The sequence below is a fragment of the Streptomyces sp. TLI_185 genome (genome assembly GCF_003814765.1).
Lineage (GTDB): Bacteria > Actinomycetota > Actinomycetes > Streptomycetales > Streptomycetaceae > Streptomyces.
Genome location: NZ_RKRB01000001.1, coordinates 637734 through 663186 on the forward strand (window position 1 = coordinate 637734; position 25453 = coordinate 663186).

Consider the following 25453-nt stretch of genomic DNA (forward strand, 5'->3'; position numbering starts at 1 on the left):
GACATCGGGAGAATCTTCTGCATGACCGCCGCACCGCACCCCCTCGTCTCCACCGCCCGCGCCCTCGCCGACGGACTCCTCGCCCCGAACGCGGCGCGTGTCGACCAGGAGGGGGTGCCCGCGAGCCACATCGAGGCCGTCCGGCGGTCGGGACTGCTGGGTGTGAGCGCGCCCCGGGAGTACGGCGGGGCGGGCGCCCCCGACCGGGTGGCGCGGGAGGTTCAGGAGATCCTGGCGGGGGCGTGCTGCTCGACGTGGTTCGTGCAGACCCAGCACCACACGCCGGTGCGTCTGCTGGCGAGGTCCGAACTCCCCGTGCGGGAGCGGCTGTTGGATCCGCTGGCGTCCGGTGAGCTGCTGGCCGGGATCGCCTACGCCCACGTCCGTGCTTTCCCCCGCGTCCCCGTGCGGGCCACGGCGGATCGGGACGGCTGGCGGTTCGACGGCACCGTCCCCTGGTACACCGGCTGGGGACTGAACGACGTGATGCTGCTCGCGGGCGTGACCGACTCGGACGAGACCGTGTTCGCGTTCGCCGACGCCCGCGAACAGCCGGGGCTGCGCGCCTCGGCACCGATGCGGCTGGCGGCGCTCACCGCCGCCCGTACGGTCTCGCTGGAGCTGGACGGCCTGTGGCTGCCCGGGGAGAGCATGGTGCTGCGCACCCCGCGGGAGAAGTTCGCCCTGGTCGACCTGCCCCGGAGCACGAACACGTCTCCGGCCGTGTTCGGGGTGGCGTACGCCGCGCTGCGCGTGCTGGAGGACGCCGGCGAGACGGAGACCGCCCAGGGGCTGCGCGGCCGCCTCGACGAGGTGCGGCAGCGGGCGTACGAACTGGCCGATCACCCGGTCCCGCACGAGCGCGTCGCGGAACGGCTGGCGCTCAGGACGCAGTCCTACGACCTCATGCGTGCGGCCACGACCGCGGCGGTCGTGGCCGGGGGCGGCCGCACCATGGACGTACGCCATCCTGCCCAGCGGTTGGCCCGCGAGGGGATGTTCCTGCTGGTGCAGGGGCAGACGTCGGTGGTGCGGCGGGCGCACCTCGACGCGCTCACGGAGATCCAGGAGGCCTCATGATGAAGAGTCGGGCCGATGTCGTCGAAGCGGCGTTCCGGTACTACTGGTCACAGGACCGCGAGGCGGCCCTCGCGCTGTACGCCGAAGACTTCTCCTTCACCAGTCCGCAGGACGACCACATCGACAAGGCGGCCTTCTTCGAGCGGTGCTTTCCGACCGCGGACCGGTTCGTGGAGCATCGGCTGCTGCATGTCGTCCCCGCCGACGAGGAGCTCGTACTCGTCCATTACGAGTACGAGCTCACGACCGGCGACCGGCACCGCAATGTCGAGGCGATCACCGTCCGGGACGGACTCATCCGGGAAGTGCAGGTCTTCTTCGGCGGCCGCGTGGGCGCGAGGGGCTAGCTCGCGAACGGCACCTGCGCCGACGGCGCCGCCTCCTTGGCGAACGGATGCCGCCACAGCCCCTGCGCGGCCAGGCGCGGCAGCACGCCCTCGCCGAACCAGTAGGCCTCCTCCAGGTGGGGGTAGCCGGAGAGCACGAACTCGTCGATGCCGAGGGCGTGGTACTCCTTGATCCGTTCGGCGACCTCGTCGTGGCTGCCGACCAGGGCGGTGCCCGCGCCGCCGCGGACCAGGCCGATGCCGGCCCAGAGGTTGGGGTGGATCTCGAGGCCGGCGCGGTTGCCGCCCCCGTGCAGGGCGAGCATCCGCTGCTGGCCCTCGGACTCGCTGCGGGCGAGGCCCGCCTGGACGGACTGCACGGTCTGCGGGTCGAAGCCGTCGAGGAGCCGGTTCGCCTCCGCCCACGCCTGCTCGGAGGTGTCGCGGGTGATGACGTGCAGCCGGATGCCGAAGCGCAGGGTGCGGCCCTGCTCGGCGGCGAGCCCCCGGATCCAGGCGATCTTCTCGGCGACCTGGGCGGGCGGCTCGCCCCAGGTGAGGTAGGTGTCGACGTACTTGGCGGCGACCTCTCCGGCGACGGGCGAGGACCCGCCGAAGTACACCTCGGGAACCGGGTCGGGCACGCGGGCGAGCTTCGCGTCCGCGACCTGGAGGTGCTCGCCGTGCAGGTCGACGCTCTTGCCCTCCCACAACCCCCGTACGATTTCCAGGAATTCGCCGGTACGGCGGTAGCGGGCGTCCTTGTCCAGGAAGTCGCCGTAGGCCCGCTGCTCGTGGCTCTCGCCGCCCGTGACGACGTTGAGGAGCAGTCGGCCGCCGCTCTGCCGCTGGAAGGTGGACGCCATCTGCGCGGCCAGCGTCGGCGAGACGAAGCCGGGGCGGAAGGCGACCAGGAACTTCAGGCGTTCGGTGTGCTGGCTGACCATGGCGGTGGTCAGCCACGCGTCCTCGCACCAGGCGCCGGTCGGGGTGAGGGCGCCCACGAAGCCCAGGTCCTCGGCGGCACGGGCGATCTGGCTCAGGTAGGCCACCGTCGGCGGCCGGTCGCGTCCGGAGGCGGTGGCGGGGGTGCCGTGGCCGCCGCCGACCACGTGGCGGCTGTCGCCGTTGGTGGGGAGGAACCAGTGGAAGGTGAGGGACACGTGGGGTCTCCGATCAGGGGTGTCGCTGGTGTCGCGGATGGCGCTAGAGGAGTCCGTGGCGGGGCGGCCTAGTGCCGTTGAGCACGTATCGGCCGATGTGCTGGATCTTCCAGCGGGTCGGGTCGTGCAGGGTGTGGGTGCGGGCGTCGCGCCAATGCCGGTGCAGGTTCAGGGAGTTGAGTGCCGCCCGGGTGCCGGACACCTCGAACAGGGCGCTCGCCACCTCGACCGCCGTCTGCGCGGCCTGCACCTTGGCCGCGGCGACCGCGATGGATGCCTCGGCCGCCGTGTCGTCGGTGAGGTCGGTGCGCGCCGCTTCGACCGCGCGGGCGGAGTCGCGGAGGAGGGCCTCGGAAGCCCGTACCTGGAGGGCGAGTTCACCGAACCGCTGGATGAGCAGCGGGTCCTCGGCGGCGGTGTCGACACCGCTCTCGAACCAGGGGCGGCTCTTGCTGCGCACGAACTCGGCGGCTTCAGCGAGGGCTCCCCCGGCGATCCCCGCGTCGATGGCCGCGTGCAGCAACTGGGCCACGGCGCCGTGCAGTTGCGGCCCCTGGAAGGTGAGGTGGTGCGGGAGCACACGGTCGGCGGGCACCTCGACATCCTCCAGGCGCACGGTTCCGCTGGCCGTCGTGCGCTGCCCCATGCCGTCCCAGTCGTCGATCACCGTCAGGCCGGGGGCCTGACGGGGCACGTAGGCGACGTGCAGGTTGTCGTCCTCGGCGCGGGCCAGCACCGGGATCCAGTCGGCGAAGAGGGCCCCGGTGCAGTAGTGCTTGACGCCGGTGAGGACGTAGGAGCCGTCCGGCTGCGGTGCCAGGCGGGTGCGTATGTCCTGGACGTGCTTGGTGCCCGCCTCGGACTGGGCGTTGCCGAAGCGGCAGCCTGCGAGCAGCTCGGCGTAGAAGAACTTCCGCTGTTCCTCCGTGCCCTGACGGTGGATCACATTGACGTAGGCGAAGTGGCTCTGCGGGATCTGGGCGAGGCTCCCGTCGGCCGAGGCGAGCAGCCGGAAGATCTCGGCGAGGGTGAGCACGGTGACGTCCGCGCCCCCGTGCTCGGCGGGGACGGTGACGGCGAGCAGTCCGGAGGCGGACAGCTTGTCCACCTCCTCGCGCGGGAGCCTGCGTTCGGCGTCCCGGGCGGAGGCGCCGACGCGGAACTCCTCGGCCAGGGCGGCCGCGACGGCGAGGGCCTCCGTGTCGTCGGCGATGACATGGGCGGACACGGCGCTCAGCTCGCCGCGGCCAGGAGCCGGACGCGGCCCAGGGCCGTGGAGAACTGGTCGACGACCTGGGCGAGGGCCTCGGTGGCGGCCGGTGCGACGGTGAGCGAGCCGTCCTCGTGCACGGTGATGTCCTTGTCGAGGGTGAACCAGCCCTGCACGATGTGGCCGGCGCCCATGGAGGACAGGACTGGGCGCAGGGCGTAGTCGATGGCCAGGACGTGGGCGGTGGAGCCGCCGGTGGCCAGCGGCAGCACGGTCTTGCCGGTCAGGGCGTACTGCGGGAGCAGGTCGAGGAGCGCCTTGAGGACGCCGGAGTACGACGCCTTGTAGACGGGGGTGCCGACGACGACGCCGTCGGCCTGCGCGAACAGTTCGGTGGCCCCGACGATGGCGGGGTGCTTGAAGTCGGCGCCGAGAAGGGCCTCGGCGGGGATGGTGCGGACGTCGAGCGGAATCACCTCGTGCCCCTGCGCGATCAGCCTCTTGTCCAGGTGACGCAGCAGGCGGTTGGTGCGGGAGGAGGCGGACGGGCTGCCGGAGACGGACAGGACGGTGGCCATGGGTCCTCTTTCGGGAATGCGCGGGGTTGCCTCGTGTGGCGAGGAGGCGGGGCGCCCGCGCGTGGCGGACGCCCCCCGGGAAGCGGTCAGGAGTACCAGGTGGGTTCGGGCAGTTCGCCTTCGAGGACCCAGCGGCCGACCTCGCGGCGTTTGTAGGCGACGGGGTCGTGCAGGGTATGGGTGCGGACGTTGCGCCAGAAGCGGTCGAGGCCTTCGGAGGTGGCGGTGGCGCGGGCTCCGGTGACCTCGAAGATCCGGTTGCCGACCTCCAGGGCCACGTCGGTGGCGCGGGCCTTGATCGCCGCGACGCGGACCTCGAAGGCGCCCCGGCTCTCGGGTGTGACCGCGTCCGGGTCGTCGTGCAGCTTCTGCCCCTCGGCGGCGACGGCGTCGGCGAGCGCCTCGGCCGCCCACAGCTTTGCCGTGAGGTCACCGTAGGTGTCGATCACGTACGGTTCGTCGACCGCACGCTCGTGGCCGCCGTGCAGCCAGGACCGGGACTTGGTGCGGGTGTAGGTGGCCGCCGTCTCCAGGGCGCCGCCCGCGATGCCCAGGTAGAAGTTGACGAAGACGAGTTGGATGGTGGGGACGTTCAGCGTGTTGTACGTCCGCGGCCGGAACTGCTTGTCGACGTAGCCGGCCGCTGACGACCACGGGGTGCGCACGCGGTCGAGGGTGACGCCGCCGCTCTCGGTGAGGCGCTGGCCTATGTTGTCCCAGTCGTCGAGGAAGGTCAGGCCTACGCTGTCGGAGGGCACGATGGCGAAGACATGCTGGTCGGTGCCCTCCAGGACGCCCTCGAGGACGGTGACGTCGGAGACCTTGCTGCCGGTGGAGAAGGACTTGCGGCCGGTGAAGACGAGGTCGTCGCCGTCCTCGGTGACGATCACGTCCTTGTCGCGGGGGTTGACCGCTCCGCCGAAGAACCAGCGGCTGCGGCTCGCCTCGGCCTCCACCTGCTCCCACTGCTCACGGGTGCCGACCAGACGGGCGGCCCAGAACCACAGGTAGTGGTAGCCGAGGAGCTGGCCGATGGACCCGTCGGCCTTGGCGACCTCGCGCACCACGCGATAGGCGGTGGGCCAGTCCTGGCCTGCGCCGCCGTGTTCGGTGGGGCCGAGCAGGGTGACGAGGCCGGCGTCCTTCAGCAGTTGGACCTCGGCGTACGGGGTGGCTCCGGCGCGGTCGCGCTCAGCGGCGTCAGCGGCGAGGACGGCGGCGACCTCGGCGGCGCGGGAGATCCAGTCCTGGGCGGTCCGCGGGGCGGGGAGGGTGGTCCAGTGGGTGGGCGTGGCGGTGCTCATGCTGATGACCTCTTTCGCGGTGGGGCGCTCAGGCGTGAACGGGGACGGACTCGGGCTCCGCGTCCGGAAGTTGGGCCTCCAGTTCACGCACGAGCGGCAGCACCCGCTTGCCGAAGTACTCGACCTCCTCGTGGTAGTGCAGGAAGCCGAGGAGCAGCAGGTCCACGCCGAGTTTCCGGTAGGCGACGATGCGCTCCGCGATCTGCTCCGGGGTGCCGATGAGCCCCGTACGGAAGCCGTCGTTGTACTGGACGAGGTCCTCGAAGGAGGAGTCCTGCCACATGCCCTTCTTGTCGGCGGTGGACTGTCCCGCCTGCTTCACCGCGGCGCCGAAGCCCTCGACGGCCTCGGTGTCCGCCTTGGCGACGATCTCGCGCAGCGTGTCACGGGCCTCGGCCTCCGTGTCACGGGCGATGAGGAAGCCGTTGAGGCCGAACTTCGGTGCCCTGCGGCCGACTTCGGCAGCCGACTTCCGTACGTCGCCGATCTGCTCGGTGACCCCGTCGAAGTCCTTGCCGTTGGAGAAGTACCAGTCGGAGACCCGGCCCGCCATTGCGCGGGCCGCGGTGGAGTTGCCGCCCTGGAAGATCTCCGGGTGCGGCCGCTCGGCGGTGTTGAGGGGCTTGGGCTTGAGGGAGAAGTCGCGCAACCGGTAGAAGTCGCCGGAGAGTTCGGTGTGGTCCTCGGTCCAGATCTGCCGCAGGGCGCGGATGAACTCCTCGGAGCGGCGGTAGCGCTCGTCGTGCTCCAGCCACGGCTCACCGAGGGCGGTGAACTCGCCCTTGAACCAGCCCGATACGACGTTGACGGCGAAGCGGCCGTTCGAGAGATGGTCGGCGGTGGCGCCGAGCTTGGCGAGGACGCCGGGGTGCCACAGTCCGGGATGGACGGCCGCGATGACCTTCAGGCGCTGGGTGGCCAGGAGCAGGGCGAGGCTGAAGCTGGTCGACTCGTGCTGGTACTCGGCGCCGTAGCTGGCCATGTAGCGGACCTGGCTGAGCGCGTAGTCGAAGCCGTTGTTCTCTGCGAGGACGGCGAGTTCGCGGTTGTACTCGTATCCCCAGTCGGTGCGCTGCTCGATCTTGCTGGTGACGAGTCCCCCGCTGACGTTGGGGACCCAGTAGGCGAATTTCACGGGTGCGGCAGGCATGCGTGACTCCTGTTGCGGAATGTTTCCGGGCACGCCGAATTCAAGAAGTGCGGGGGCACGGCGAATTCAGGCGGAGAAAGGGAAAAAGGGGCGGCGGATCCAGGGAGAGGTTGATCAGGCCGCGGCGCAACAGGAGGCGCTGGAGACGCGCGCGAGGTCGACATGGCGTCGCCGCGTGAGGTCCAGTCGCATCTTCATGCCGTAGATCGTGGCAGTCGGCGCCGCGGGCCGTCAAGGAAAACCCGACCGGTCTCGCATCCCGGACCATTGAATTTCACGAACGTGTGACAGGGAAACCCTTGAACCCGCCGTGAAAAGGCCTGCATTGTGCTGGGTGTGCGGACGGAACAACTGGAATACATCGCGGCCGTGACCCGGCTCGGTTCACTGCGCCGGGCCGCGGATGAACTGCGCCTTTCCCAGCCGGCGTTGAGCGAGACGGTGCGCAACCTGGAACGCGAACTGGGAGTCGACCTGCTGGAGCGCAAGCGGTCGGGGGCGACGATGAGCGCGGAGGGCCGGGAACTGCTGCCGCACATCATCGATGTCCTGGACGCGGTGGACCGGCTGCGCAGCGCGGCCGGAGAGCAGCACAGGATCAGCCGTATGGTCAGGGTCGGCACGGTGAACGCCGCAACGGTCCCGCTGCTCATCCCGGCCGTACAGGCGTTCCGCACGGCCCATCCGATGACGCAGGTGGAGGTGGTGGGCGCCCAGCAGTCCGAGATCCACCGGGCTCTGCTGGAGGGCGGTTTCGACCTCGGTCTGGTGAACCATCTGGACGGCGACGACCTGCCCGCAGACTTCGAGAGCACCGAACTGCTGCGCGGACGCCCGGTGTTGTGTCTGCGCCCGGACAGTCCGCTCGCCACCTTGTCCGCCGTCACCGTGGACGATGTCCTGAATGGTCCGGAGCCGGTGATCGCGATGCGCTCCGGCTATGTCATGCACCGTTATGCCCACCGGCTGCTCCGGGGCCGCTCCCCCGACTTCTCCTTCTCCACCGACGGCGCCGAGATGGGCAAGCTGATGGTGGCCGAGGGGCTGGGCGCCACCCTCCTGCCCGATTTCAGTGTCATCGGCGACCCACTGGAGCGACGGGGCTCGATCACCTGCCGTCCGATCTCCGACGACTCCACCGAGGTGCTCCTGATGCTGCAGCGCCGTCGCGCCGTTTCGGCGCCCCGAGCGGCCCAGGACCTCTACGAGGTGTTCGTGCGCAGGGCGCGCGAGTTGGGCGCCTCCCTGACATGACCGCGCGCCGGGTCAGTCCTCGTCGGCCGGCACCACCACGAGGAACGCGTCCGACTTGAGATCCATGATCACCGTTGCGGGCCGGCCCTCGGCGCGGCACCGCGCCGCGTACTCCTCCGCCGGCCACGATCCGCGCGGAGCTCCCGCAGGAAACCGCTCCAACACCTTCGCGCCCATAGCGGCAGCCACCTCCAGTTGCGACATGCGGTTACAACCCCTCTACGGTCCGCATGCCCGCGATCTGCGCAGACATGTGCTGTGAGCCGGAAGCTCCCCCCACAGCCCCTCGCTTCCACCCCAAGCGACCCGCCGACCACTACACATAAAGATGAAATAAGCGCAGAATGTACTTACGCGGCGCTTACCCGCATACCGCACCAGACGCGGTCAGGCCTGCGAGTCAAAGGAGACGAGTCATGGCCAACGTCTCGCCCACCAGCAGGGGGGACATCACCACCCACCCTGATGTTTCCGAAATGCGGGATCGCTATGCCCGCATGCTTGGCGGTCGCGATGTGACGCTCTTGGACGGACCGGTGTTCCTGCTCGGTCTGTACTGCGCCGTATCCCCGTGGATACTCCACTACACGACGAGCCAGCCCCCGCTGGTGACTCACAACCTTGTCGTCGGCATCGCGATCGGCCTGCTGGCCCTCGGATTCACCCGGGCCCCCGAGCGCATGTACGGCCTCAGCTGGGCGTTCTGCGCGGTAGGCATCTGGATGATCATCGCGTCGTGGGTCGTCGGCACCAGCCCGGACACCGGTGTCGCCCTCAACAACATCATCATCGGCGCGCTCGCCGTGATCCTGGGGCTGATGTGCGCCGGTGCGGCGGCGAGGAGCGCCCCCAGGCCGTAGGAACGGACCAGGAAAGGACGGCGTTGCGGCCGGTCCGCGCTCTGCGCGGACCGGCCGTCCTGTGTCCCGTGGCCGCTCAGTGGCCGGGCACCGACCAGGGCTGCTGCGGCAGCGGACTGCCGGTCTCCAGCAGCGACTTGAGGTTCGACAGCACGGCCGGCCAGCCGCGGGAGACGTCGGACAGCGCGCCTTCGTCCCAGAGGTCCTCGTGGGTGACGGTGAGGCGGACGATGTCCTCGTGCGGCGTGATGTCGAAGGTCACCCGGGAGTACTTGTCCTCCTGCCCCTCGTTCTGGGGGTCGACCCAGGTGGTGACCAGGCGGGTCGGGTGTTCACTCTCCACGACGGTGCCGACGGCGTCGGCGATGCCGGAGCCGTCCGTGCGGACGTGTTCCCAGCGTGAGCCCTGCCGCCAGTCCGATTCGTTGCGGTGACCCCAGTACGCGGCGGTCAGGTCCGCGTCGGTGAGTGCCTCCCAGACCTTCTCGGGCGTGCTGCGGATGTAGGTGACGTAGACGTAATGGGGCTTGTCGGTCATGGTGGCTTCCTCGGCTCGTCGTTTCAGGTCGCTCAGCGCGCTCAGGCGCGGGCGCTCGAACTTGTCGATCCACCGCTCCTGGATCTCGTGGAGCGGGACCGGGTTGAGGTAGTGCAGCTTCTCCCTCCCCCGCCGCACGGTGCTGACCAGGTTGGCGTCCTCCAGGACGCCCAGATGCTGCGTTACGGACTGGCGCGTCATCGCGATGCGCTCGCACAGTTCGCCCAGCGTCTGACCGTTCTGCTCGTGCAGCCGGTCCAGCAGCCGTCTGCGGGTCTCGTCGGCCAGCGCCTTGAAGACCTTGTCCATCCCGGAGTCACTCTCTGATCGCACACTCAACGTTATGCAGGCAATTACTTGCATGTCAAGGAGGGAGCAGCCGTACGGCACTTCTTGCGTCCCGTAGGCAGTTGAGCGGGAAATTATCAACCGTTTCGAGCGATATGCGCTGGATATCTGTTACGCGGCGTATGGGGACTCTTGATGAACGGTCCGTAACTTCGGATGCGTCATCACGAACCACCACCGAAGGACAGCTTCTGATGCGTGCTCGCCGCACTCTGCGTACCGCCCTCGTCGCCGCCGGCGTCACGGCCGCCCTGGGCGCGTCGGCCACCGGCGCCTTCGCCCACTCGGCGCCCGCGGCCAGGACCGCCGCGTCGGCCACGCACGCGAGCGGCCACTGCAAGACCGAGCGGGTCTACGTGAAGACGGTGAAGCTCGCCGACAAGGTCTCCCGCGCGAAGGTCTTCAAGACCGGCAAGCACCGCTACGAGGCCGAGATCTGGGGCAAGGGCCTCAAGTACGGCACCATGGCCGCCAAAGACAGGACCGCGCACGCCGAACACAACGGCCTGCACATGACCCTCCACCCGAACGGCACGATCACCTCCTGGGTCGAGCGTGCCAAGCCGCAGCCCAAGCCGGTCGTCCAGCGCAGCCTGATCGCCTCCGCGCCGCTCGCGGACGGCACGTCGACGGCGAAGATCTACAAGGTGACGGCCAACCACTACGAGGCCGACCTCTACGCGGACGGCGCCAGGTTCGACACCCTCGTCGCCGACGGACGCGCGGCCTACGGCGAGCTCAACGGCCTGCACGTCGTGCTGCGGCCGGACGGTCAGCTGTCGTCGTGGGTCGACCAGTCGCCGACCCCGGCCCCGTCCGGCACGCCGAGCGCCGCGGCCGAAGCCGGCTGACGCGCAACTGCACACGTCGGCGCGCTCGCTGTGGAGCTTCCTGGTGCGGTCCCCGCGCCCCTCAAGGGGCACGGGGAACTGCGCGACCACTCCCCACCGGCCCGCGGTTCCGTCCCGGCGGACGTTTACGCGCCCGCGGGCTCCGCGTCCGACACCGCCGAGGCCGCCAGGTACTCCTCCGCGATCTCCTTGGGGCCGAACGGCCACACCTTCTCGAAGCGCGCCCAGAGCACGTACGCGATGCAGCCCAGAGCCAGCCAGGCCAGCGACCACTCGATGGGATGGCGGCCGGGCGAGTTCTTGTCCGCGTAACCGTAGATCACACACCAGCCGGCGAACGCGACGATGCTCGGCACCGGATAGAGCCACATGCGGTACGGCCGGTGCAGGGCCGGCTGGCGCCTGCGCAGCACCGTCAACGCGAGGATCTGGGCCAGCGCCTGGACGATCACCATCACCGTCGTCAGCAGCTGGATCAGTGTCGCCAGGTCCGTGTGCCGGCCGATCAGGAAGCCCACGGCCGTGATCACGCCCATGGTCGCCAGGCCCAGCATCGGGAAGCGGTGCTTGGGATGGAGCTTGGCGTAGGGGCGGAAGAAGACACGCTCGCGGGCCGCGTCGTACGGCACCCGCGAGCCGCCCAGCAGCCCGGTGAAGACCGAGGCGAAGGCCGTGATCAGGATGAGGACGGTGACCGTGTCCGCCGCGCCCTTGCCCCAGGTCTTCTCCAGGACCGCCGAGGCCACCGACGTGGACGCGATGTCGTCCGGGGCGGTCATGCGGTGCCAGTCGATCACACCGAGCGTGCCGATCTGCAGCAGCAGGTAGATCGCCATGATGCCGACGATGGAGAAGATGATCGAGCGCGGCAGGGTGCGTCCGGGGTCCTTGATCTCGGCGCCCATGTAGGCCGTCGTGTTGTAGCCGAGGTAGTCGTAGATGCCGATGGTCAGGCCACCGGCGAAGCCGAGCCAGAAGTGGTTGCTGCCCAGGTCGAAGGCGTGTGCCGGGTAGGTGAAGGCCAGGTGCGTGCTGAAGTCCGTGGCGGCGGCCAGGATGACCAGCACCACCGAGGTGATCATGACGGCCCACATCACGGCGGTGATCCGGGCGATGTGCTCGATGCCCCGCCACAGCAGGATCACCACCAGGGCGATGACGCCGAGGCCGATCAGGTCGCCGGAGCTCTGCCCCAGGCCGGGGGCGAGATACCCGAGGTACTGGACGAAGCCCACCACGCCGGTCGACATGATCAGCGGGATGAACAGCATCGCCGTCCAGACGAACAGGAACGGCATGAGCCGGCCCGTGCGGTACTGGAAGGCCTGACGCAGATAGACGTAACTGCCGCCGGATCCGGGCATCGCCGCACCCAGCTCGGCCCACACCAGCCCGTCGGCGAGCGCGAGCAGCGCACCGGCGATGAAGCCGATCACGGCCTGCGGGCCGCCGAACGCGGCGACCATGAGCGGGATCGTGACGAACGGCCCGATGCCGCACATCTGGCTCATGTTGATGGCGGTGGCCTGGAACAGGCCGACGCGACGGACGAAACCACCGGTGGGTGGCGGACTACCGGACATGAGGACTCCTGAAGCACCGGGCGCTGGGCTGCCCATGGCTGACCTTGGCCGACTTCGACTCGCCCGGCGAGGCTGTTGGCCGATAAAGTTAAGGAGCCTTACTTGATGCGTCAAGAGGCCCATCGAACGGCCCCGCGGATACGTGAGAATGGTGCGATGCCCGCCAGTGACGCCGTAGACCAGCAGGAACAGCCCTGGAACCGCCGGCGGCTGCGCAGCACCAACGAGCGGTTGCTGCTCGACCGGCTGCGCAGCGGCGGCGCCGCCTCGCGCGCCCAACTGGCCCGGGAGACCGGCCTGTCCAAGCCGACCGTCTCCAGCGCGCTCGCCGCACTGGAGACGGCCGGGCTGGTCCACGAGGTCGGCACCCTCGCACCGGAGCGCGGCCGCACCGCCGTCCTGTACGCGCCGGACCCGGCAGCGGGTTACGCCCTCGGCATCGACGTCGGGCGCAGCTGGCTGCGGGTCGCCGTCGCCGACCTGGACGGCACCGTCGTCGCCCGCTCCGACGTCCGCAACCGGGCCCGCAGCTCCGGCACGATGGCGGACCTGGTGGTGGCGACGGCCCGCCAGGTGGTCGGCGGCTCGGGCGTGGCCGCTCAGGAGGTGGTGCATGCGGTGGTGGGTACGCCGGGCGTGTACGACGAGCAGCAGCGCCGGGTGCGCTATGCGATGCACCTGCCGGGCTGGGGGCGCGCCGGGCTCTTCGACCGGATGCGCGAGGAACTGGGCGTTCCGCTGGAGGTGCACAACGACGCCAATCTGGCGGCACTGGGCGAGTACACCTACGGCATCGGCGCGGGCAGCCGACTGTTCGCGTACATCCTGATCGGCACCGGTCTGGGGATGGGCGTGGTCAGCGAGGGGCGGCTGTTCACGGGGGCGCACGGGCTGGCCGGGGAGATCGGGTTCCTGCCCTGGCCGGGACAGCAGAAGCCGGAGCGACTGGAGGACGCTGTGTCGGGGGTGGCGGTGGTCGAGGCGGCGCGCCGGTTCGGCATGAGCGGGCAGCTCACCGCGAAGGCGGTCTTCGATGCGGCCCGGCAGGGAAACGACGCCGCGGTCAAGGCGGTTCAGCTGGAGGGGGAGCGGATCGCGCACACGGTGGCGGCGGCAGCGGCCGTGCTCGACCCGGATCTCGTGGTCCTGGGCGGCGGGGTGGGCCACAGCGTGGACCTGCTGCTGCGCCCGGTGCGTGAGCACCTCCGCTCGCTCACCCCGCTGCGACCCAAGGTCGTGCCCAGCCGGCTCGGCGAGGACGCGGTGCTGCTGGGGGCGGTGGCCACGGCGCTCGGGACGGCGCGGGACGTGGTGTTCGAGCGCCGGTCGGCCGGGCCGTGACGAACTCGGGTACGGACCGCGGTGATTGACAGGGCCCACTCGGCGCCCCTAGCGTGGCCGCAGTTAGTAAAGTTTCCTAACTTTACGAAGGGGCTGGAGACTCCGTGAACAGACACCGTCTCGCCACGGCCGCCGTAGTCCTGGGTCTGTTGGGTTCCCTGACGACCAGCGCCTGGGCCGGGCCCCATGCCCGTCGGGCCGCCCCACCGGACCGGGACACCCGCGTTTCCTCCGTGCCGGGCAGTTCGACCGCGTTGACGGGCTACACGATCCAGTCGACGGCCGAGGTCTCCGACCCGCCGGCCGAGGTCTCCTCTCCCGGCTACCCGGCGGCCGGTTGGTACCCGACAGGTTCGCGCTCCACCGTCCTGGCAGCCCTGCTCGCGAACGGCGTGTACGCGGACCCGTTCTACTCGACGAACCAGCAGAAGATCCCCAAGGCCGACTTCCAGGTCCCCTGGTGGTACCGCTCGGACTTCACGGTCACCGACACCTCCGAGCGCACCTACCTCGACTTCAGCGGCGTGATCTCGGCAGCCGACGTCTACGTCAACGGCGACCAGGTCGCCACGGCGAAGGACGTCACCGGCGCGTACACCCACCATGAGCTGGACGTCACCTCACTCGTCCACGCGGGCTCGAACACGGTCGCCTTCCGCATCCAGCCCAACGACCCGGACAAGAACCTGACCATGGGCTGGATCGACTGGCTCCAGCCGCCGCCCGACGAGAACATGGGCATCGTCCGCGACGTCCTCGTCCGTCGCGGCGGCCCGATCGCCCTGCGCGATGCGCACGTGGTCACCAGGCTGGACGTGCCCTCGCTCGCTTCGGCCGACCTGACGGTGAAGGCGCAGGCCCGCAACGACTCCGGCGCGCCGGCGACCACCACGGTCTCCGGCAGCATCGGCACGACGACCTTCGAGAAGACCCTCACGCTGGCCGCGCACGAGACGAAGACCGTCAGCTTTGGCCCGTCCGACGTTCCCGGCCTCCACATGACCTCGCCGAAGGTGTGGTGGCCGGCCGGCATGGGCGAACACCCCCTGTACGAGCTGAAGCTCACCGCGTCCGTCTCCGGCACCGTCTCGGACACCACACAGCAGACCTTCGGCATCCGCGACGTGCAGGCACCCCTGAACTCCGACGGCGCCCGTCAGTACCGCATCAACGGCCGCAGGTTGCTGGTCAAGGGCGGCGGCTGGTCGCCGGACGAGTTCCTGCGCTGGGACCGGACGTACGTCGAGGACCGGCTGAAGTACGCCCTCGACCTCGGCCTGAACACCATCCGCCTCGAAGGCCACCTGGAGCCGGACGAGTTCTTCGACCTCGCCGACCGCTACGGCATCCTCACGCTGCCCGGCTGGGAGTGCTGCGACAAGTGGGAGGGCCAGGTCAACGGCGGCGAGTCCGGTGACAAGTGGACCGCCGCGGACTATCCGGTCGCCAAGGCGTCGATGGCCGCCGAGGCCGCCCGGCTGCGCGACCACCCGAGCGTGATCTCCTTCCTCATCGGCAGCGACTTCGCACCCGACGCCACGATCGAGAAGAACTACCTCGACGCCCTCGAGGCCGCCGACTGGCCGGTCCCGGTGGTCGCCGCCGCCTCCGCCAACTCCTCACCGCAGCTGGGCAGTTCGGGCATGAAGATGACCGGCCCCTACGACTGGATCCCGCCGAACTACTGGTACGCAAAACGCGAGGGCGGCGCCACCGGCTTCAACTCCGAGACCAGCGCGGGCCCCGACATCCCGACGCTCGACACCCTGCGCCGCATGATGAGCCCGGCCGAACTCGACACCCTGTGGAAGAACCCGAACGCCAAGCAGTACCACCGCTCCCCGTCGTCGACCTTCGGCACCCTCAAGCTCTACGACGACGCCCTCACCGGCCGCTACGGCGCCCCGACGAGCCTGGCCGACTACGTCCGCAAGGCGCAGCTCGCCCAGTACGAGAACGTCCGCGCCCAGTTCGAGGCGTACGAGCGGGGCGCCACCGACTCGTCGAAGCCGTCGACCGGCGTCGTGTACTGGATGTTCAACAGCGGCTGGACCTCGCTGCACTGGCAGCTGATGGACCGTTACCTCGACCAGGGCGGCGCCTACTTCGGGGCCAGGAAGGCGAACGAGCCGCTGCACGTCCAGTACTCCTACGACGACCGCTCGGTGGTCGTCGTCGACAACCGGCACTCCGCCGCCTCCGGGCTCACCGTCCGGGCCACGCTGTTCAACCCCGACGGCACGCAGAAGCACGACAGGACCGTCACCGGGGTGAAGGTGAGCGGGGACGGCGCGCACAGCACCGCCCTCACCCTGCCGACGTCGGTGACCGGGCTGGCGAGCACGTATCTGGCGCGTCTGACGCTGAGCGACTCCTCCGGCAAGGAGATAAGCCGGAACGTGTACTGGCTGTCCACCAGGCCCGACACCCTCGACTGGTCCCACACCGACTGGTACTACACGCCGACGACGAGCTACGCCGACCTCAAGGGCCTGAGTGCCATGGCGCAGGTGCCGGTGTCGGCGACGGCGTCGACGGATGCGTCGGGCGAGACGGCGACGACGACTGTGACCCTGCGCAGCACGGGCAGCGGGAAGACGCCGGCGCTGTTCACCGACGTCCATCTCGTGGACGCGCAGGGCAAGCCGGTGCTGCCCGTCGAGTGGTCGGACAACGAGGTCGGGCTCTGGCCGGGCGAGGCGGTCACGTTGACCGCCACCTACCGGACGGCGGATCTGCACGGGTCGGTGCCGCGGGTGCGGGTCTCCGGGTGGAACACGCCGGAGCGGACGGTCCCGGCCGCATGACCGTGCGGGGCCCGGCGCAGGAGCCGGGCCCCACGGGCGTCAGCTGACGTTGAGCGCCGTGTCGTCGATGACGAAGGACGTCTGCAGCGTGGAGCCCTCGGTGCCGGTGAACTTGAGGGTGACGGTCTGGCCCGCGTAGCTCGCCAGGCTGAAGCTGCGCTGGGTGTAGCCGCTGGCGGCGTTCAGGTTCGAGTACGTCGCCAGAGTGCCCAGCACGGTCCCCGAGCTGTTGAGCACCTGGACCTTGAGCGTGTCGTACGCAGTGCTGGTGCTGGTCTCCGCCGTGTCGACGTGCAGATGGAAACTGAGCGCGGCGGTGGTGCAGCCGGCCGGGATGGTCACCGACTGGGAGAGCGTGTCGGTGGTGGCGGTGCCGTAGCCGTCCAGCCAGGCGTAGTACGAGCCCGTACGGGCCGACTCGCTGCTGGAGTTGGTGATGACGCCGCTGGAGGCGCTCCAGGTGGTGTTGCCCGACTCGAAGCCGTTGTTGCCGAGGAGCTGGGCGGCGGTGCAGGTGCCGGAGCCGCCACCGCCGCCCCCACTGCTGCTGCCGTCCCCGGCGAGCCAGGCGGTGGCGTTGAGGGCGAGGGCTGCATTGGTGGCGCTGGTGTCGTTCCAGCCGTCGTAGAGGGTGTTGCCCGACTGTCCGGTGCCGTCGTCGATCGGCGAGCTGTCGCCCCAGAAGGCGACCCGTCCGCTGCCGAAGGTGCTGGTGAGGAAGAAGGCGCCGGTGTTGCCGGAGTAACCCGTGCGGTAGAGCAGGCCCTTGACGGCGGAGTTGTCGGAGGGCTTGAGGGTGGCGGTGGTGCCGCTGGCGATGAGGCTCTTGGTGACGGTGCCGAACGAGCCGTGCAGCACGGGGTCGCTGCTGTCGCTGATGGCGGACGGGTGGTCGGAGCTGATGCTCAGCGAGTCGATGGAGAAGCCGAACGGGTCGGTCGAGTCGACGCTGTTGTTGGTCATCAGGTCGTTGAGGATCTCGACCGCGTCCTCACCGTCGTTGTTGCGGTCCGCTCCGGTGTGGTCGGAGATCATGAACAGTCCGCCGCCGTTCTTGACGAAGGTCATGATCGCCGTCTTCTCGGCGGTGGTGAAGAGGGTGTTGGGCTCCGGCAGGACAAGGGTGTCGAAGTTCGACAGGTCGGTGGAGGACGAGCCGCCGTAGGTGAGGGCACTGGTGGCGGTCTTGAGGCTGTAGCTGCCGGTCTTCTGCAGGGCTACGCCCCAGGAGGACAGCGCGCCCGTCCAGTCGGTCTCGGAGGACGGGGACGAGTCCTCGCCCAGCGGGTCGGGCTTGCTGGTGGAGATGATCCAGTCGGCGTTGCCGGCCTCCTCGGCGTGGCCGTCGTCAAACAGGATGCGGTGCGTGGTGGCCGCGTGGGCGGGCGTGGCGACGACGGTGGCCTGGGCGGCGGCCGCCGCGGTGAGCAGACCGAACGCGGCAAGCGCGGTGGTGAGTCTTCGGCGGGATCTGGTGAGTCCGAGCATCCGGCGTACCTCCGTGTGGGGTTGGGGAAGAGCGGGCGGTGCGGGGCCGGACCTACGCGCGTAGACACAGGTCATCTGCGCGCGTAGACATTCGGCCGCACGACTGGCGGGCGGCCGATCGATTGAACCGTACATGGCAGAAGTGGAGCTGAACAGGAGTCGCCGGCCCCATCGGACGGAGATTGACCCGGCGTTGACCCGTGGTTGAAGCGGAACGGACTGTCCCTCGCGGCACGGGGCATCCGGATAGTGCGGGGGCCTTGACAAAGAGGGGCGGAGATGGAGATCTCAGGCATCATCAGTGCCATCGTGATCGGCATCGTCATCGGTGTGCTCGGCCGGCTGGTCGTCCCGGGCCGGCAGCGCATCGGCATCCTGCTGACGATCCTCGTCGGCATCGTGGCCGCGTTGATCGGATCGGCGATCGCCAATGCCTTCGACGTGGCCGACACCAACGGCATCGACTGGATCGAGTGGCTCATCCAGATCGGCCTCGCCGCCCTCGGCGTCGCCGCCCTGGACCGGTCGAGGGCGCGCCGCTGACCCGACAACCACGGTGACGCACCGACCGTTTCGAGCCCGGGCGGGGGCGCTGCGCGCCTAGGCCCTCTCGTTTGGATCAGCTCGGCGTCGCGGGGCCTGGCACGCACCGATTCCTACAGCCGGCCTGATCCAAACGACGGGACCTAGCCCGGGTGTGGTCGGTGTTGCTCGGCGGCGCGCGGAAAGCAGCCGAATTGCGCGTTCCGCATCCTCGTCCCGGCCAAGTAGCGTCGTGTCGGGCAGCGGGAGGGCCCGGAGTCAGGCCCGCCGACGCGGCTCCCCTCGGCAATCGGCGGGCCTGCCGCCTCGACCGAGCACCCTCAGCGGGAGAGTCGGGCACGTCGGGAGGCTGTCCCCGGGGCGGCTGATTCCTCTCACGAGGTTTCCAGCCGGAGCGGCCCGTGAGGCGGGGTCGTTCGGCCCTGGGCAAAGGTCCGAACGGCCCCAGTTGGAATTCACCGTCGGGCCGCCAGCGCGGCGAGCCCTTCGCGGCTGGACGGGTAGCGGGGCGTCCAGCCGAGTTCCTGCTCCGCCTTCGCCGACGACACGCGCATGCTGGTCAGGAACATCGTGTGCGCGTAGGACATCGGCTTCGTGAACCACCGCGGCACCGTCATCGGCCTGGGCAGGCCGAACTGCTCGGCCACGCACAGGACATGGGCCCGGAACCCGAGCGGGGTGCGGTCCGTGATGTTGTACGCCTGGCCGGCTCGGCCGCGTTCGACGGCGGCGACCACCGCGCGTGCCGCGTCGGTGAGTTCGGTCCACGGCAGGACCCGGCCGTGATCGTCGGGGGCGGGCAGCTGCCGCTTGCGCAGCATGGGCAGGATGGCGTCGGTGCCGCCGGGGCCGTAGAACAGGCCGAAGCGCAGCGAGATGCCCGCCAGCCCGGCTGCCTCGAAGGTGAGCTGCTCCTTGATGCGCATACCCTCGACGTGCCGTTCCAGTTCCGCCGTGGTGCCGCGCGGGCCGAACGGGTCGTCCTCAGTGATCACGTGCTCGCCGAAGTCCCCGTAGCCGTAGCCGAAGACCATCGACTCGCTCACGAAGCGGTCGGCGCCGGTGGCCTGCGCCGCCTCCACGAGGTGGGCGGTGCCGGCGATGCGCAGCGCGTCGGTGGCATGCATGTCGCGGTGGCGCATGGGCGCCTTGCGCAGGGCCGTCGCGGCGTGGATGACGGTGTCGAAGTGCTGTCCGTCGACGGCGCGCAGCAGTGCGTCGCGATCCATGAGGTCGGCCCGGACGCCGTTCCCCGGTCCCCGGCCGAGGTCGGTGACCTTGTGGCCGGCCTCGGTCAGGGCGCGGGTGATGTGACCGCCGAGGATGCCCCTGGCTCCGGCGAGGAGGATGCTCTGGTTCTTCTGGTTCGTCGTCATGACCGTGCGACGGATCGAGCGGCCGCGGATGTGACATCGCGGCGCGGCGGGGACGGCCTCGCAGGTCGCTGCCGGGCGTCGTGGCTACGGCACGTAGGTGTAGGGCGTCGTCGTGGTCAGCGGCTCGAAGCCCAGCCGTTCGAGGATGGGGCGGCTCTGGCTGGAGGCATCCACCTGGAGGTAGCGGTAGCCGCGCTGCCCGGCGGCGCGGGCCCGGTGGGCGACGAGGGCACGGTAGACGCCGCGGCCGCGCCAGGCCTCGACGGTGCCGCCGCCCCACAGGCCGGCGAACCGGGTGCCGGGCACGAGCTCCATACGGGCCGCGCTCACCGGCTCGTCGCCGGCGAGGGCCACAGTGGCAACCACCGTGTCCGGCTCCCCGGTGAGCCGGGCCAGCAGCTGGTGGCGTAGGCGGGAGCCGTCGGTGCCGAAGGCCTTCTCGTGCACGTCCGCCACCAGGTCGACGCCCGCCGCGTCGGTGACCGGCAGCAGACGGATGCCCTCGGGCGGCTCGGCGTCGAGGTCGAGGCCGGCCACCTCGGCGATCATCAGCGTCTCCTCCGGCTCGGGCTCGAATCCGGCGGCCCTGAGCCGCTGTCCCATATCCACCGGCCGGTCGTGCCCGTACAGCTTCCACTCGAACTCACGGCCCAGCCCGGAGAAGTACGCGATCTGCTCGGCGATCGCCGCATCGGCGCCCGTCTCGTCCAGGTCGGACCAGACCACGCCGTTCCAGCCGAGGGCCGAGGAGACGTGGCGGACCACGCTGCCGACCCGCTCCACGCGTGCATCGGGCCCGTCGGGCTGGGCGCCTTCGCGCATGTCACGGTCGAACAGGGCGAGCACCCCGGCATGATCCATGTGCTCACTCCAGCATCCGGGTGCGGCCGCGGCAACAGGTTTTCGGGCCGCGAGGTCTTGCAGGAGCGCGGCGGTATCGGGCGTCGGGCACTCCCAGCAGGAGCTCGTCCGGGCCGGACAGACCGAAGCGGGGTCGCCCGGGTCATGGCCGTGGTCAGGCCGGAGTCCAGCAGCCCGCGGATCTGCAGGACGTCCTGGACCGCGGGCGCGCCGTAGTCGGTGTGGGGCCTCGGACGGGACCGTGTCCGTGGCGTCGTCGCAGCAACTGTCGTCATGGCCGATCAAGTTCGGGATGTCCGCTCCGCCGTTGCGGACCCTGCCCGTCAACCGGTCGCGCCGGGCATGGGCGTGGACCTCCGCTCCCGAGATGCAGCCGCCCGGCCACAGTGCCTACGATCTAGAAAGCCAGGACGACCAGACCAGGTGGACGGCCCGGCCCGGTCCCCTCCAACGGGGGAGGCGCTTGCCCTTGCTGCCGGCAAAGCGGCTGATGGCCGCACATATAGCGCTGGTGGCCGCCGCCACGGCCGTCTACCTGACGGTGCCCGCCGCGCGCGCCCCCGTGTGGGCCGTCATCGGCCTCTCCGGCACCGCCGCCGTGTTCATCGGCAGCCAGGTCAACCGGCCCGCGCACCGCTGGCCCTGGTGGGTTCTCGCAGCCGCCCTGCTCACCTTCATCGCGGGCGACACCTACTACAACGTCGTGGAGGAGTACTTCCACGCCTCCAACCCGTTCCCCTCCCCCGCGGACGCCGCCTACCTGAGCACCTATCCACTCTTCGCCCTCGGGCTGTCCGGCCTGGTCCGATACCGCTGGGCGGGCCACGACCTGCCGAGCCTGCTCGACGCGCTGATCATCACCGCGGGTCTGGCGCTGCCCGTGTGGGTGTACCTGGTGCAGCCGCTCGCCACGGTGGAGGGGCTGACCTGGGAGCAGCGGGCCATCAGCATCGCCTACCCGCTCGGCGACGTCCTGGTCCTGGCCCTGCTGGCCCGCCTGCTGACACCGAATCCGGTCGACCGGCACAACCGGTCGGTGCAGTACCTGGTCGTCGGCACGGTCACCCTGCTCGGCTTCGACATCGCCTACGGGATCCTGCAGCTCAACGAGACCTGGCAGGCGGGCACGGTGCTGGATTCCGGCTGGATCGTCTTCTACACCGCCTGGGGCCAGGCAGCGCTGCACCCTGACATGGTGCAGCTGACCGCCGCCCTGCCCCAGCAGGGCTCCGTGCTGCCGCCGCCGCGGCGGCTGCTGATGCTGGCCCTGGTCACGCTCATCGCGCCGGGAATCCTGCTGTACGAAGGGCTGAGGCGCTCGGCGCACGATGCAGCCGTGATCGCCGCGTTCTCCGGTCTGCTCTTCCTGCTGGTGATCATGCGGCTGGCGGGGATGGTGGTGGCCCACCGCAAGGCGGTGACGCGGGAACTGGCACTGCGCAGGGCGGGCGCCTCGCTGGTCTCGGCGGTCCGGCAGCAGGAGGTCGCGCGCTCCTGCGAGTCCGCCGTCGACCGGCTCCTGGGCACCACGGTCGTCCACCGGACCCTGCTGCTGCCCGCGGAACACGCGCCGGATCTGGCCCCGTATCACGCGCAGATCGTGCGCGCCCGCGAACTGGGTGCCGACACCGGCGCCGAGCTGGACGAGGCGGCAACCGTCCTGGTCTGCCTGATGATCCCGCCCGACCGCCCGTACGGAGACGTCCCGGGTGTCCTGCTGGTCGCCGGGCCGGCCGAGACGCTCGCCGAGACGCGGGGCTCGATGGAGATCCTGGCCTCGCACGCGGGGCTGGCCATGGAGCGCATCGCCCTGCGCCAGGAGATCGTCCGCAGGGAGTCCGAGGCGTACTTCCGCACGCTGGTGCGCAACACCTCGGACGTCATCCTCATCGTCGAGGACGACAACACCATCCGGTACGCCAGCCCCTCGGCGGCCACCGTCTTCGGCACCAACGACGTGGTCGGCGAATCGCTGCCCGACCTGGTCGACCCGCGGGACCGGCACCGTGCCGCGCGGGAGCTGACGGCCGTGCGGGACACCGGGCCGCGGGCCACCCACGACCACTGGTGGGTGCGCCACCGGGCGGGCCGCGTCGAGGTGGAGGTGCGGTGCAGCGACTTCCGGGACGAGCGGACCGTGGCCGGGCTCGTCGTCACCCTGCGCGATGTGACCGAGCAGCGCCGGCTGGCGCACGAGCTGACCCAGCGGGCCTTCCACGACTCGCTGACCGGCCTGCCCAACCGCACCCTGCTGCTCGAGCGGATCGAACGCGCCCTGCTGCGCGGCCGCCGCGAGTCGTCCATGACCTGTCTGCTCTTCATCGACCTGGACGACTTCAAGCTGGTCAACGACACGCTCGGGCACTCGGCCGGCGACCATCTGCTGATCGCCGTCGGTGACCGCCTCTCCAAGACGCTGCGGCGCACCGACACCGCGGCCCGGCTGGGCGGCGACGAGTTCGCCGTCCTGATGGAGGACGCCCGCGAACCGCTGGACGCGGAGCTGCTGGCGGCCCAGGTGATCCAGACGCTGACCAGGCCGTTCGCCCTGGCGGACGAGTCGGTGACGGTCTCCGCCAGCGTCGGGGTGGCCACGGCCCGCGACAGCACGGACGCGGAGGAACTGCTCAGCCACGCCGACCTCGCACTGTATGCGGCGAAGTCGGCCGGCAAGCGGCAGTGGCGGCGCTTCCAGCCGCTGCTGCACACTCGCATGGTCGAGCGGCACGACCTGCAGAGTCGGCTCGCCCAGGCGGTAGCCGGCCACGAGTTCGCCCTGCGCTACCAGCCGGTCGTGGACATCGCGGCGGGCGAGGTCGTCGGCTTCGAGGCGCTGATCCGCTGGCCGAAGGCGCCGCACCGGCCCGTCACTCCGGAACAGTTCATCTCGCTGGCCGAGGAGACAGGGCACATCGCGGTGCTGGGGGCGTGGGTCCTGGAGAACGCGGTCAGCGACATCGTGGGACTGCAGCAGTTGCCCGGCACCGTCAGCCCGCCGTACGTCAGCGTGAATGTGTCCGCCCGCCAGTTCCGCGACGCGGGCTTCCTGGACCAGGTCGGACAGGCGCTGCGCACGCCGGGCCTGGCACCCGGTTCCCTGCAGCTGGAGCTGACCGAGACGGTGCTGCTGCGCCGCGACACCCAGATCCAGTCGGTGCTGCGCTCCCTCAAAGAACTGGGCGTGCACATTGCGGTCGACGACTTCGGGACGGGCTTCTCCTCGCTGCGCTATCTGCGGGACTTCCCCATCGACGCGCTGAAGATCGACAAGACGTTCATCGACGACATCACGCGCGACCCGCAACAGGTCGCGCTCGTCGAGGGCATCGTGCGGATCGCCGACACCCTGGGCCTGCAGGTGATCGCCGAGGGGATCGAGGAGGCGGCGCAGCGCGACTTGCTGGCCGGCATGGGGTGCCGGTTCGGGCAGGGCTATCTGTTCGCCAAGCCGATGACGGTGGAGCAGAGCGAGCGTGTGCTGCGGGAGAGCGAGGGACACTGCTATGCGCCCGGCAACGGTGCGGCCAAGGCGGTGGCCGTACCGGCGGCACGGCCCGCGTCCCGGGAGCGGCGGGCGGCGCTGTGGGCGGACCTCGAGCACCTGCGGCGCACCAGCCCGATGAGCGACGCGGTGCTGGACGAGGTGCGGGGCCGGCACATCCGCAGCCGTGGCCACTGGCTGGTCGACTTCGCGTCCTGCAACTACCTCGGCTTCGACTGGGACCCGGAGATCATCGAGTCCGTCGATCCCGCCCTGCAGCGGTGGGGCACCCACCCCAGCTGGTCGCGGCTGCTGGGCAGCCCCCGCCTGTACCCGGAGATCGAGGCACGGCTTGCGGACCTGTTGGGCGCCTCGGACACGCTGCTGCTGCCGACACTGACCCTGATCCACGCCTCGGCGATCCCGGTGCTGGCCGAGGGCGGCCACGTGTTCGTGGAGTCGACGGCGCACAGGACGGTGTACGACGGCTGCGTGGTGGCCCGCGGCCAGGGCGCCACCCTGCACCGTTTCCACGCCGAACGCCCCGACGAACTGGAGAACCTGCTGGCCTCAGTGCCCGCGGGCCTGCCGCGGCTGGTGTGCCTGGACGGCGTGAACAGCATGACCGGCAACGTCCCCGATCTGCCCACGCTGGCCGCGGTCTGCCGCGCCGGGGGCGCGACGCTCTACGTGGACGACGCGCACGGGTTCGGTGTGATCGGGGAACGCGGCCCGGACGAGCTGTGTCCCTACGGCTCTCGCGGCAACGGAGTGGTGCGGCACACCGGCGAGTCGTACGACGGGATCGTCCTGGCCGCCGGTTTCTCGAAGGCGTACTCGTCGCTGCTCGCCTTCCTCGCCCTGCCCACCGAGCTGAAGAACCGGCTGAAGACGGCCGCGGGGCCCTACCTGTACTCGGGCCCCTCCCCCACGGCCTCCCTGGCCACGGCGCTGGCCGGACTGGACGTCAACGACCGCCGCGGGGACGTCCTGCGCGCCGAGCTCTACCGCAGGACCTCGCGGGTGCTGGATCACCTCGACGGGCTGGACGTCAGGACGCTGAACACGGACCGCCTGCCGATCATCGAGATCCCGCTGGCGAACGCGGACGACCTCGACGCGGTCGGGGCGTTCCTGTGGGAGGAGGGCATCTACGTGACGCTGGCCGCCTATCCGCTGGTGCCGCGGGACCGGGTGGGCTTCCGGATCCAGATCACTGCACTGAACTCGGACGAGGACATCGAGCGGCTGAACGGCACCCTGACCCGGCTGGCCGCGCGGTTCCCGCTGAGGGCGAAGGTCTGAGACGGC

At 70.3% G+C, this 25453-nt stretch carries 21 protein-coding genes; 9 read left to right on the top strand and 12 right to left on the bottom strand.

Annotated features, from left to right (window positions below; all coding sequences use genetic code 11):
• The first annotated feature begins 21 nt into the window (after positions 1-21).
• Together EDD92_RS02880 and EDD92_RS02885 are read left to right on the top strand one after the other, a co-directional pair.
• On the top strand, positions 22-1080 hold the full coding sequence (locus EDD92_RS02880) for an acyl-CoA dehydrogenase family protein (RefSeq protein WP_123962839.1): 1059 nt from the start codon (positions 22-24) through the stop codon (positions 1078-1080).
• Positions 1077-1427: a nuclear transport factor 2 family protein gene (locus tag EDD92_RS02885; protein ID WP_123962840.1), complete on the top strand. Its 351-nt coding sequence runs from the start codon at positions 1077-1079 to the stop codon at positions 1425-1427. Before EDD92_RS02880 ends, EDD92_RS02885 begins: the two co-directional genes overlap by 4 nt.
• Here the strand turns inward: EDD92_RS02885 and EDD92_RS02890 are convergent.
• From EDD92_RS02890 to EDD92_RS52320, 6 genes are all read right to left on the bottom strand, one after another.
• Positions 1424-2569 (bottom strand): LLM class flavin-dependent oxidoreductase, encoded by a 1146-nt coding sequence (locus tag EDD92_RS02890; protein ID WP_123962841.1) that lies wholly within the window; start codon positions 2567-2569, stop codon positions 1424-1426. The two genes, EDD92_RS02885 and EDD92_RS02890, sit on opposite strands and share 4 nt — an antisense overlap.
• A 43-nt stretch (positions 2570-2612) precedes the next feature.
• Positions 2613-3797 (bottom strand): SfnB family sulfur acquisition oxidoreductase, encoded by a 1185-nt coding sequence (locus EDD92_RS02895; protein WP_123962842.1) that lies wholly within the window; start codon positions 3795-3797, stop codon positions 2613-2615.
• A gap of 5 nt (positions 3798-3802) precedes the next feature.
• A complete protein-coding gene (ssuE, locus tag EDD92_RS02900) occupies positions 3803-4357 on the bottom strand; it encodes an NADPH-dependent FMN reductase (RefSeq protein WP_123962843.1) in 555 nt (184 codons plus the stop codon).
• A gap of 86 nt (positions 4358-4443) precedes the next feature.
• Positions 4444-5661, bottom strand: a complete 1218-nt coding sequence (locus EDD92_RS02905) for an acyl-CoA dehydrogenase family protein (protein WP_123962844.1) — start codon at positions 5659-5661, stop codon at positions 4444-4446.
• Positions 5662-5689: 28 nt separating this feature from the next.
• On the bottom strand, positions 5690-6811 hold the full coding sequence (gene sfnG, locus EDD92_RS02910) for a dimethylsulfone monooxygenase SfnG (protein ID WP_123962845.1): 1122 nt from the start codon (positions 6809-6811) through the stop codon (positions 5690-5692).
• A gap of 114 nt (positions 6812-6925) precedes the next feature.
• The gene (locus tag EDD92_RS52320) at positions 6926-7009 is read right to left on the bottom strand and encodes a putative leader peptide (RefSeq protein WP_350760414.1); all 84 of its coding nucleotides are present in this window, start codon (positions 7007-7009) and stop codon (positions 6926-6928) included.
• Between the two features lie 138 nt (positions 7010-7147).
• Here EDD92_RS52320 and EDD92_RS02920 point away from each other — a divergent pair, with 138 nt between their 5' ends.
• Positions 7148-8065: a LysR family transcriptional regulator gene (locus EDD92_RS02920; RefSeq protein ID WP_185123914.1), complete on the top strand. Its 918-nt coding sequence runs from the start codon at positions 7148-7150 to the stop codon at positions 8063-8065.
• A gap of 12 nt (positions 8066-8077) precedes the next feature.
• Here the strand turns inward: EDD92_RS02920 and EDD92_RS02925 are convergent, their stop codons facing one another.
• Positions 8078-8269: a hypothetical protein gene (locus tag EDD92_RS02925; protein ID WP_037884436.1), complete on the bottom strand. Its 192-nt coding sequence runs from the start codon at positions 8267-8269 to the stop codon at positions 8078-8080.
• Positions 8270-8481: 212 nt separating this feature from the next.
• Between EDD92_RS02925 and EDD92_RS02930 the strand changes: the two genes are divergently transcribed.
• Positions 8482-8925, top strand: coding sequence for an SPW repeat protein (locus EDD92_RS02930; RefSeq protein WP_123962847.1), 444 nt, complete (start codon positions 8482-8484; stop codon positions 8923-8925).
• A gap of 76 nt (positions 8926-9001) precedes the next feature.
• Here the strand turns inward: EDD92_RS02930 and EDD92_RS02935 are convergent, their stop codons facing one another.
• Positions 9002-9772, bottom strand: a complete 771-nt coding sequence (locus tag EDD92_RS02935; RefSeq protein ID WP_123962848.1) for a metalloregulator ArsR/SmtB family transcription factor — start codon at positions 9770-9772, stop codon at positions 9002-9004.
• A 233-nt stretch (positions 9773-10005) separates the two neighbouring features.
• On the opposite strand from EDD92_RS02935, the gene EDD92_RS02940 reads away from it, so the two are divergent.
• On the top strand, positions 10006-10662 hold the full coding sequence (locus tag EDD92_RS02940) for a hypothetical protein (protein ID WP_123962849.1): 657 nt from the start codon (positions 10006-10008) through the stop codon (positions 10660-10662).
• Positions 10663-10787: 125 nt separating this feature from the next.
• On the opposite strand, the gene EDD92_RS02945 is transcribed toward EDD92_RS02940, so the two are convergent.
• Positions 10788-12245, bottom strand: coding sequence for an APC family permease (locus tag EDD92_RS02945; protein WP_123962850.1), 1458 nt, complete (start codon positions 12243-12245; stop codon positions 10788-10790).
• Positions 12246-12401: 156 nt separating this feature from the next.
• Here EDD92_RS02945 and EDD92_RS02950 point away from each other — a divergent pair, with 156 nt between their 5' ends.
• Positions 12402-13586: an ROK family transcriptional regulator gene (locus EDD92_RS02950; RefSeq protein WP_123962851.1), complete on the top strand. Its 1185-nt coding sequence runs from the start codon at positions 12402-12404 to the stop codon at positions 13584-13586.
• Between the two features lie 104 nt (positions 13587-13690).
• Complete coding sequence (locus EDD92_RS02955; RefSeq protein ID WP_123962852.1) at positions 13691-16393, top strand: glycosyl hydrolase 2 galactose-binding domain-containing protein; 2703 nt, start codon at positions 13691-13693, stop codon at positions 16391-16393.
• A gap of 39 nt (positions 16394-16432) precedes the next feature.
• Here the strand turns inward: EDD92_RS02955 and EDD92_RS02960 are convergent, their stop codons facing one another.
• Entirely contained in the window at positions 16433-17881 is a 1449-nt protein-coding gene (locus tag EDD92_RS02960; protein ID WP_123962853.1) for a hydrolase, read from the bottom strand.
• Positions 17882-18160: 279 nt separating this feature from the next.
• On the opposite strand from EDD92_RS02960, the gene EDD92_RS02965 reads away from it, so the two are divergent.
• A complete protein-coding gene (locus tag EDD92_RS02965; RefSeq protein WP_123962854.1) occupies positions 18161-18424 on the top strand; it encodes a GlsB/YeaQ/YmgE family stress response membrane protein in 264 nt (87 codons plus the stop codon).
• A gap of 455 nt (positions 18425-18879) precedes the next feature.
• Here EDD92_RS02965 and EDD92_RS02970 read toward each other — a convergent pair whose 3' ends face one another.
• Positions 18880-19800, bottom strand: a complete 921-nt coding sequence (locus EDD92_RS02970; protein ID WP_123962855.1) for an NAD(P)-dependent oxidoreductase — start codon at positions 19798-19800, stop codon at positions 18880-18882.
• Positions 19801-19884: 84 nt separating this feature from the next.
• On the bottom strand, positions 19885-20661 hold the full coding sequence (locus tag EDD92_RS02975; protein WP_123970241.1) for a GNAT family N-acetyltransferase: 777 nt from the start codon (positions 20659-20661) through the stop codon (positions 19885-19887).
• A gap of 490 nt (positions 20662-21151) precedes the next feature.
• On the opposite strand from EDD92_RS02975, the gene EDD92_RS02985 reads away from it, so the two are divergent.
• The gene (locus EDD92_RS02985) at positions 21152-25447 is read left to right on the top strand and encodes an aminotransferase class I/II-fold pyridoxal phosphate-dependent enzyme (RefSeq protein ID WP_123970242.1); all 4296 of its coding nucleotides are present in this window, start codon (positions 21152-21154) and stop codon (positions 25445-25447) included.
• The last annotated feature ends 6 nt before the right edge of the window (positions 25448-25453 follow it).

Bases quoted from the DNA above. Each gene is read 5' to 3' on its own strand.
- EDD92_RS02880 (WP_123962839.1), top strand. From the start codon at position 22: ATGACCGCCGCACCGCACCCCCTCGTCTCCACCGCCCGCGCCCTCGCC.
- EDD92_RS02885 (WP_123962840.1), top strand. From the start codon at position 1,077: ATGATGAAGAGTCGGGCCGATGTCGTCGAAGCGGCGTTCCGGTACTAC.
- ssuE (WP_123962843.1), bottom strand. From the start codon at position 4,357: ATGGCCACCGTCCTGTCCGTCTCCGGCAGCCCGTCCGCCTCCTCCCGC.
- EDD92_RS02905 (WP_123962844.1), bottom strand. From the start codon at position 5,661: ATGAGCACCGCCACGCCCACCCACTGGACCACCCTCCCCGCCCCGCGG.
- sfnG (WP_123962845.1), bottom strand. From the start codon at position 6,811: ATGCCTGCCGCACCCGTGAAATTCGCCTACTGGGTCCCCAACGTCAGC.
- EDD92_RS52320 (WP_350760414.1), bottom strand. From the start codon at position 7,009: ATGAAGATGCGACTGGACCTCACGCGGCGACGCCATGTCGACCTCGCG.
- EDD92_RS02925 (WP_037884436.1), bottom strand. From the start codon at position 8,269: ATGTCGCAACTGGAGGTGGCTGCCGCTATGGGCGCGAAGGTGTTGGAG.
- EDD92_RS02930 (WP_123962847.1), top strand. From the start codon at position 8,482: ATGGCCAACGTCTCGCCCACCAGCAGGGGGGACATCACCACCCACCCT.
- EDD92_RS02935 (WP_123962848.1), bottom strand. From the start codon at position 9,772: ATGGACAAGGTCTTCAAGGCGCTGGCCGACGAGACCCGCAGACGGCTG.
- EDD92_RS02940 (WP_123962849.1), top strand. From the start codon at position 10,006: ATGCGTGCTCGCCGCACTCTGCGTACCGCCCTCGTCGCCGCCGGCGTC.
- EDD92_RS02945 (WP_123962850.1), bottom strand. From the start codon at position 12,245: ATGTCCGGTAGTCCGCCACCCACCGGTGGTTTCGTCCGTCGCGTCGGC.
- EDD92_RS02950 (WP_123962851.1), top strand. From the start codon at position 12,402: ATGCCCGCCAGTGACGCCGTAGACCAGCAGGAACAGCCCTGGAACCGC.
- EDD92_RS02960 (WP_123962853.1), bottom strand. From the start codon at position 17,881: ATGCTCGGACTCACCAGATCCCGCCGAAGACTCACCACCGCGCTTGCC.
- EDD92_RS02965 (WP_123962854.1), top strand. From the start codon at position 18,161: ATGGAGATCTCAGGCATCATCAGTGCCATCGTGATCGGCATCGTCATC.
- EDD92_RS02970 (WP_123962855.1), bottom strand. From the start codon at position 19,800: ATGACGACGAACCAGAAGAACCAGAGCATCCTCCTCGCCGGAGCCAGG.
- EDD92_RS02975 (WP_123970241.1), bottom strand. From the start codon at position 20,661: ATGGATCATGCCGGGGTGCTCGCCCTGTTCGACCGTGACATGCGCGAA.
- EDD92_RS02985 (WP_123970242.1), top strand. From the start codon at position 21,152: ATGGCCGCACATATAGCGCTGGTGGCCGCCGCCACGGCCGTCTACCTG.